10 protein-coding genes are annotated in these 6,339 nt (G+C 40.4%); 1 reads left to right on the top strand and 9 read right to left on the bottom strand.

What is annotated here, in order from left to right:
- Window positions 1-40: 40 nt before the first annotated feature.
- From ACEQ1T_RS06820 to ACEQ1T_RS06805, 4 genes are all read right to left on the bottom strand, one after another.
- Entirely contained in the window at window positions 41-331 is a 291-nt protein-coding gene (locus ACEQ1T_RS06820) for a LysE family translocator (protein ID WP_370222195.1), read from the bottom strand.
- Between the two features lie 104 nt (window positions 332-435).
- Complete coding sequence (locus ACEQ1T_RS06815; protein ID WP_206843738.1) at window positions 436-1,386, bottom strand: rhodanese-related sulfurtransferase; 951 nt, start codon at window positions 1,384-1,386, stop codon at window positions 436-438.
- Window positions 1,387-1,520: 134 nt separating this feature from the next.
- Window positions 1,521-2,546 (bottom strand): DUF2332 domain-containing protein, encoded by a 1,026-nt coding sequence (locus ACEQ1T_RS06810; RefSeq protein WP_206843735.1) that lies wholly within the window; start codon window positions 2,544-2,546, stop codon window positions 1,521-1,523.
- Between the two features lie 15 nt (window positions 2,547-2,561).
- Window positions 2,562-3,125, bottom strand: a complete 564-nt coding sequence (locus ACEQ1T_RS06805) for a histidine phosphatase family protein (RefSeq protein WP_206843732.1) — start codon at window positions 3,123-3,125, stop codon at window positions 2,562-2,564.
- A 68-nt stretch (window positions 3,126-3,193) separates the two neighbouring features.
- Between ACEQ1T_RS06805 and ACEQ1T_RS06800 the strand changes: the two genes are divergently transcribed.
- Window positions 3,194-3,334, top strand: coding sequence for a hypothetical protein (locus ACEQ1T_RS06800; protein WP_169799759.1), 141 nt, complete (start codon window positions 3,194-3,196; stop codon window positions 3,332-3,334).
- Between the two features lie 47 nt (window positions 3,335-3,381).
- Here the strand turns inward: ACEQ1T_RS06800 and ACEQ1T_RS06795 are convergent, their stop codons facing one another.
- The 5 genes from ACEQ1T_RS06795 to ACEQ1T_RS06775 are packed head-to-tail and all read right to left on the bottom strand — an operon-like array spanning window position 3,382 to window position 6,337.
- Window positions 3,382-3,939, bottom strand: a complete 558-nt coding sequence (locus ACEQ1T_RS06795) for a GNAT family N-acetyltransferase (protein WP_370222194.1) — start codon at window positions 3,937-3,939, stop codon at window positions 3,382-3,384.
- Window positions 3,936-4,424, bottom strand: coding sequence for an NUDIX domain-containing protein (locus ACEQ1T_RS06790; protein ID WP_370222192.1), 489 nt, complete (start codon window positions 4,422-4,424; stop codon window positions 3,936-3,938). Before ACEQ1T_RS06790 ends, ACEQ1T_RS06795 begins: the two co-directional genes overlap by 4 nt.
- 22 nt (window positions 4,425-4,446) lie before the next feature.
- Window positions 4,447-5,193: a class I SAM-dependent methyltransferase gene (locus tag ACEQ1T_RS06785; protein ID WP_370222190.1), complete on the bottom strand. Its 747-nt coding sequence runs from the start codon at window positions 5,191-5,193 to the stop codon at window positions 4,447-4,449.
- 11 nt (window positions 5,194-5,204) lie between these two features.
- The gene (locus tag ACEQ1T_RS06780; protein ID WP_206843719.1) at window positions 5,205-5,663 is read right to left on the bottom strand and encodes an N-acetyltransferase; all 459 of its coding nucleotides are present in this window, start codon (window positions 5,661-5,663) and stop codon (window positions 5,205-5,207) included.
- Window positions 5,664-5,677: 14 nt separating this feature from the next.
- On the bottom strand, window positions 5,678-6,337 hold the full coding sequence (locus tag ACEQ1T_RS06775; RefSeq protein ID WP_370222189.1) for a hypothetical protein: 660 nt from the start codon (window positions 6,335-6,337) through the stop codon (window positions 5,678-5,680).
- Between the last annotated feature and the right edge of the window lie 2 nt (window positions 6,338-6,339).

Below are 6,339 nucleotides of genomic sequence, written 5' to 3'. Positions count from 1 at the left end.
TACATTTTTTCTTTTATTAAGTATGCTGGTGCGCTATATCTTATTTATTTGGGCATCGTTTCGTTAAAGTCTCTATCGAATAAGCAAGAACCAGCTGATACGGATAGAAAGCATAAGAAGAACAAATGTAAGCAGACTTTACAATTAATGCCGATAAGCCAAATACCACAGCCATTGTATGGACCATCAGCCCAGCGACAGATCCGAACATCGTTTTAATGCCGCTTTTTTTCCCGCTAGAAATCGTGTTTTGTATTAAGATTCCAGTATCAGGTCCCGGCAAAATGACAAGCAGAAACGACATAAACAGAAATAACAGTAAATTCTCCATATCCCACCCACCTCATAAAAAATTTTAAGAATATTATATCAGTTTTTATGAAATTTCCAATAAAAAAAAGCAGTTTTCCTAAAGGAAAATCTGCTCCAAATTTCTTACGCTCTTACTTTTTCTAATCTTTCTTCCACTTCTGACTCGGAAAGACCGTGTTCAGCTACATAACGGTTCCTAGGATGCGTTCGGCATTCATCAGAACAGCTGCGCATATATTTATGCTCATTTTCTTCAGAGCATAGGATTTTCTTATTGCATGCAGGATTTGCACAGTTGACATAGCGTTCACAAGGCTCACCTGTGAAGTAGTCCTTGCCTACAATTACATGCTCCTTTTGGTTAACAGGAACGCCAATGCGGTCATCGAATACATAAAGCTGACCGTCCCATAGCTGTCCCTGTACTTCCGGATCTTTTCCATAAGTGACAATTCCTCCGTGAAGCTGTGCTACATCTTCAAATCCTTCCTTTACAAGCCAGCCGGAGAACTTTTCACAGCGGATGCCGCCTGTGCAATACGTAATGATCTTTTTATCGCCAAGCAATTCTTTATTCTCACGCACCCAATCCGGCAGATCGCGGAAATTTTTGATATCCGGCCTGATCGCCCCTCTAAAGTGGCCAAGATCATATTCATAATCATTTCGTGCATCTAATACAATTGTGTTTTCATCCTGAAGTCTTTCGAAGAACTCCTTTGGCTCCAGGTATTTGCCTGTAACCTCGTTCGGGTTCACATCATCTTCAAGGCGAAGAGTTACAAGCTCGGGACGTGCACGAACTTTCATCTTAGGAAATGCATGTCCATCTGCTTCATCTATTTTGAAAACCATCTCCGCAAAGCGCGGATCCTGCTTCATTGCTTCCATATACCGGTCTGTCTGTTCCACTGGTCCGGAAACAGTCCCGTTTATGCCTTCACTCGCAACAAGAATACGCCCCTTAAGGCCCAGCTCATCGCAAAAAGCTTTATGCTCCTTTGCGAACTCCTCAGGGTCCTCAATAGGAACATACATGTAGTAAAGTAGAACTCTGTATGGTTTTTGACTCATTTGTATTTCCACCTATCACTTAATATTTGCAAGATATATCTGTTAATAGGTTAAAACAATATATACTTACCTAGATAAGTATAACAGATGATGTCAAGTTTCAAAATTTCAGCGGTACGAAATAATGATGCAGCTTAAATCAATTCCCATGTGAACCACTTTCCATGTCCCTCTGTTTGGCCGACTAATTTCTTGTGCTCCTTGGAATCCAGATAATAATCAAGATGCAGATTCCGGTCCTTGATATTGTTATAAAGATGAAAGATATCCCTGCTTTGTCCGCTTGCTTTTATTTTTGCAAGCAGGTTCTCTTTTACTTCTTGGGGCATTTGATTCGCCACATGGGTGTGGAAAACACAAATTGAATGTTCTTCAGGTATTCCTTCAATCAAAATTGGCAAAAGCTCAACTCCATCTCCTTCAATCAGGCTGATTGGATTTGCTTTAACACATTGGGCTGCTTTTTCGAATAAAGTTCTTCTTTCATAGTGTTCTGGCCAGATAAGTGATTTCAGCCATAGAAAATCTTCCCCATTATTCAGGTCATTTATATGCAGATCAACTCCAGTTCTTGAAGCTACCGGCGGCATTTCTGGCGGTAAAATCGGAACATGGCCTCCTTTTATTTCAGAGGTTAAATGAACGTTCGTGCTTGGATTCCCAAATGTTTTTCCTGTTCCATAAGAGTATCTGTATTTATCCCAAAGAAGCTGCAGGCCTGCGCTTGTCCCGATTTCAATCAAGGCCAGGGGCTTTTTGGTTTGCTGAAAGATCCAGGCAAACACCGGGTACAAGTAAGCACAGCGCCTGACTTCGTTCGTCTGGACTAATTTTGATTTTACTATTTCTTCAATTTCCCGTGAATTTATCCTGCAGAAATCTTTAAAGCATTTGAAAGATTCCAGAGCGTTCCTTGGATTCTCCACTAAACTTGGATAGAATTCCTTAAGATCATGCTCTTTCCCGCTTAAAAGCAGATAATGAATGGCCCCAAGAAATAAATTCGGCACAGGCTGGCCTTCTCTCGCTTCAGATGCCAAACACAGCAATTCTTCATCCTCTGCAATCTTATAAGACAAGAACTCATAAAGCCCGCTCGATCCGTGACATTCATATTGTCCAAATGTTTTAAATCTGGATGCCAGATTAGGTTTTACCATTCTCCTTCCCCTCCTTTATAAGATGTAGGTATCTGCATTCCAGTGCTTTGAACCTGTTTTTCTCTTCCCAGCCCATCCGGCTTTTTGAAGCTCCCTTGCAATTAAAAGGTTGAAAAAACCGTGACCTATGAGAACGGCAAAGTGATGTTCTTTTGCAATAGAGGTTAATGTTAATGATGCTTGCTTTGCCCGCAACTTTGCATCTCTGTATGATTCACAGCCCTGTGAATCGCCGCATAACCATAGTAATCTTAATAAAACAGCCCAGGTATTTGGCCTTAATCTCATACCAGGAAATTTACCGGCAGGTATGGGGAAATCAGCTTCCCTGAATAATGGATCTGCTTGTATTTTCGCAGATGGATTTATGCTTCTGGCCGACTCGATTGACCTATTTAAATCACTTGTGAGTAAAAAAGGTGCTGAAATCACTTTTTCTATTACGTCAGCAGGACAAGTCTCACCCTCAAGAATGCCTAAGTGATTGTACCTTTCAACCCATTTTTTAAATTCACGCCTATTCATGCGGTGATTATCCATTTGCGATGACCTGCCATGTCTGATAAGTGTTATTTCCATTTAAAAACCCCAAAATTTATATATTTTTTTCCTTTATGGATAATTTAATTAACATGGAGGTGAATACCATGCGGGAACAAGAATATCCAAACGTAAAACTCGGCGGCAAAAAGGTACACGAAAAAGGAAACGGCGGAGACCAGGTGCGCGGACATGAACAGGAAAACAAAAACGGCACATTTAATACAAATCCTAAATCTGACCTTTAACCAAAATAATGGGACACCCCCATATTGAATGGCGGGTGTCTTTGAATTTATTTATGCCTAGTTTTTCTCATGATGTAATGGAAAAACGGTTCTCCATCAATCTCTATTTCGCCAGCAAGCTTGAATCCGCACTTTCGCAGAACTTTATTGGAACTGGCATTGCTTGTTAATGCAACAGCATTCAGTATTTCAAGAGCCGTCTTTTCAAAAAGAAATCCTATTAGCCCTTTTGCAGCAAGGGTAGAATAGCCTTTATTCCGCCAGTGCTTTGAGATGGCATAGCCAATTTCCCTGTTCGGTTCCGGCAATTCATCCTTTATTCCTGTATTGCAAAAGCCTATAAACTCTCCAGTTTCCTTTAGAATGATTCCCAAATTCAAAAATCCGGCATCTGTCAGGTCTGGCATTGAGGACTTAAATTTTTCATTCGCCGGAATTTCATAATTCTCCATCCAGTTCACCCGCTGTTCCAGTGTAGCCTGCGCACCTGGAATAAACTCATAAACTTCCGGCTGGGAAGTAATTTCATAGAGTGGCTGGACATCCTCCATCCGGTATTCCCGGAGGACTACTTCACCACAGTCAATCATGATTTCTTCCTTCATTTTTTTATCTCCAATGAGTATACTTCCAGTGTGTGTTCTTCGATAAAATCTATGTTTCTTCTATTTTTTACATATTCTAAGATTTGAGCTTTCATATTAGGATACAACACTATATAGGCCAGCTCTGAAAGCGGCACCCACCTAACTCCTGTCTGGTTAGGATCGGGATTTGAAGGCATTTTAGGCAATGAGCCTTCCCTTAACTGGCATTCAAACATTAAGCCCAGAGAATGTATCTGCCCATACCTGAATTCATTTAAGTGAGGGGCATATTCATAAACGAAAGCCAATGGGCCGACCATCACATCCACAGATGCCTCTTCTTTTGCTTCCCTTTTCACTGTATCAATAACAGATTCATTAGGTTCAGCCCCTCCTGCAGGCAAATTGTAATGAAGGCCTCTTTCATCCTGAAACTCAATCAGCAGAATCGAATTATTTTCGATAATAACTGCACCTGCTCTGACTCTAATATGATAAGTCATTCGGTCTCATCCGCCTTTTCTTCTATAGCTTGCTGCATTTAATAATAAAAGCAGCGGGTATAGCTTTGGTTTTTTCATAGGAATACCAGCGGTTGGTATGCCGCTGAACATCTTCCACAGTAAGACTGACGTCTTCAATTACCCTGTCAATCGCAAACCCATTTTCTATTAATAAATTAATATATGTACTTAGTTTATATTGCTGCATAATGGCAGGCTGGTTCCAGGCTATATGCTGATAGGAGCCTTCCTCATGATAGGATTTATCCATAATTAATGCTCCATTTTCAGCCTTAATCCGGTTATACATCGGATGTTCCCAGCTGAAAATAAACACCCCGCCTGATTTAAGGTAGGAATGAACATTTTTTAGCGTCTTGTCTAAATTCGTGGTCCATCCAATCGCATAGATGGAAAAAACGACATCGAAATATTCAGCAGGGATTCCCGGATTTTGTTCCATCGGGGATTCAAACAGCTTTACCTGCGAAGAAGAATTTACCAGAAGTTCCTTTGCAGATTCGATCTGCCTGGAAGACAAGTCCAATCCCCATAATTCACCTGCTCCTCGCTCGTCCAAATACTTTAGGGAATGCCCGCTGCCGCAGCCAATCTCCAGCATCTTTAAGCTGCGCACATCTCCGAACAATTGAAGGTCATCTTCAGTTGGCGCTAATGGTCCATATTCAGGCAGCGGATTGCGCCCATAAAACCTTTTAGCCGCTTCATCCCAGCTTTTCTTATTTAATTCCAGTGTTTCATTAATCATAAATAACTCCTTTATACCGAAAAATAGTAAACCTCTTCCTCTCCCCAAATCTCTCCGGTCGGGATAAATCCGAAGTTTTTATACAGACTTCTTGCGTGGCGATTATCTTTATGAACCGTTAAGCGGATTTCCTCGCATTTTGGAAATTTCGTTTTTATCCAGCAGATCATCTCGCCTAATGCTGCCCGGCCATATCCCCTGCCCTGATAATTCTGGTCAATAAAAAAACCGTTAATCCAATACATATTAATCGTGTCCGGTTCATAAGCATGCATGATAAAACCGACCATTTTTTCATTGTCATATATTGAGAATGGGATATATTCTACTGCATCCCCATCTGGTTTAATATATACCTTTGCTAGTGAAACAGCCGCTGATGGAACGAAATCACGCTGCGATTCTTTTACTTTCATCTTAATGACTTCTTCCCAATTGTCTCTTGTGACGGGTTTTAACTCAATGTTCATTAGCTCTACCCCTCTTACAATTTCCTGTTTTTCTTACCAGACTGAATAAAGAGGCTTACATAAGCTGATTCTCCATTTTCAACGTGGTTTTTGATTTTTGACACATCGATCTCTTTCTCAATCCGGACAACCTTAGCTTCGTTTGGGAGCAATTTAACGTTACTAGGATTACCGCTGTTCATCAGTGAAAGCATCTTTACATCCTCTTCAAATAAATATCTGTCATAAAAGCCGATAGTAAAAGACACTTCCTCATTGCTGTAATTTTCAAATGGCAGCTCACAAGTTCCCTGCAAAGTATCTTCACCAATCATTACAAACTTACATTGACTTTCATCTTTTATATAGGAAACGGCATTGATGCCATTTGCCAGCGTTTTTTGATAAGCCTCTGCCAGAGAAGGAGGAAGAAGGGAAACGATGATGATAACGGCAAAGAAAGATCTCAAATGGTATTTTTCAAGTGAACGATGAAGCAATACCATACCCAGGATAAGTAATATGAGAATAAATACTCCTGCAAAATGAAAGCCATCTGCTGATTTGATTGGAATATTTAAAATCGTTATTGCTGTATCACCTAGTGGATTTTCATGCGGAAAAGGAAAGTTTAGAGCCATGGAAATAACGATTAAGACAATTGATGTCAGAAAGAGCTTTTTATTTTTAATCAAGG

This window comes from Cytobacillus sp., from assembly GCF_964223445.1.
Classification (GTDB): domain Bacteria; phylum Bacillota; class Bacilli; order Bacillales; family Cytobacillaceae; genus Cytobacillus.
This window is presented reverse-complemented; position numbering and strand designations above follow the sequence as displayed.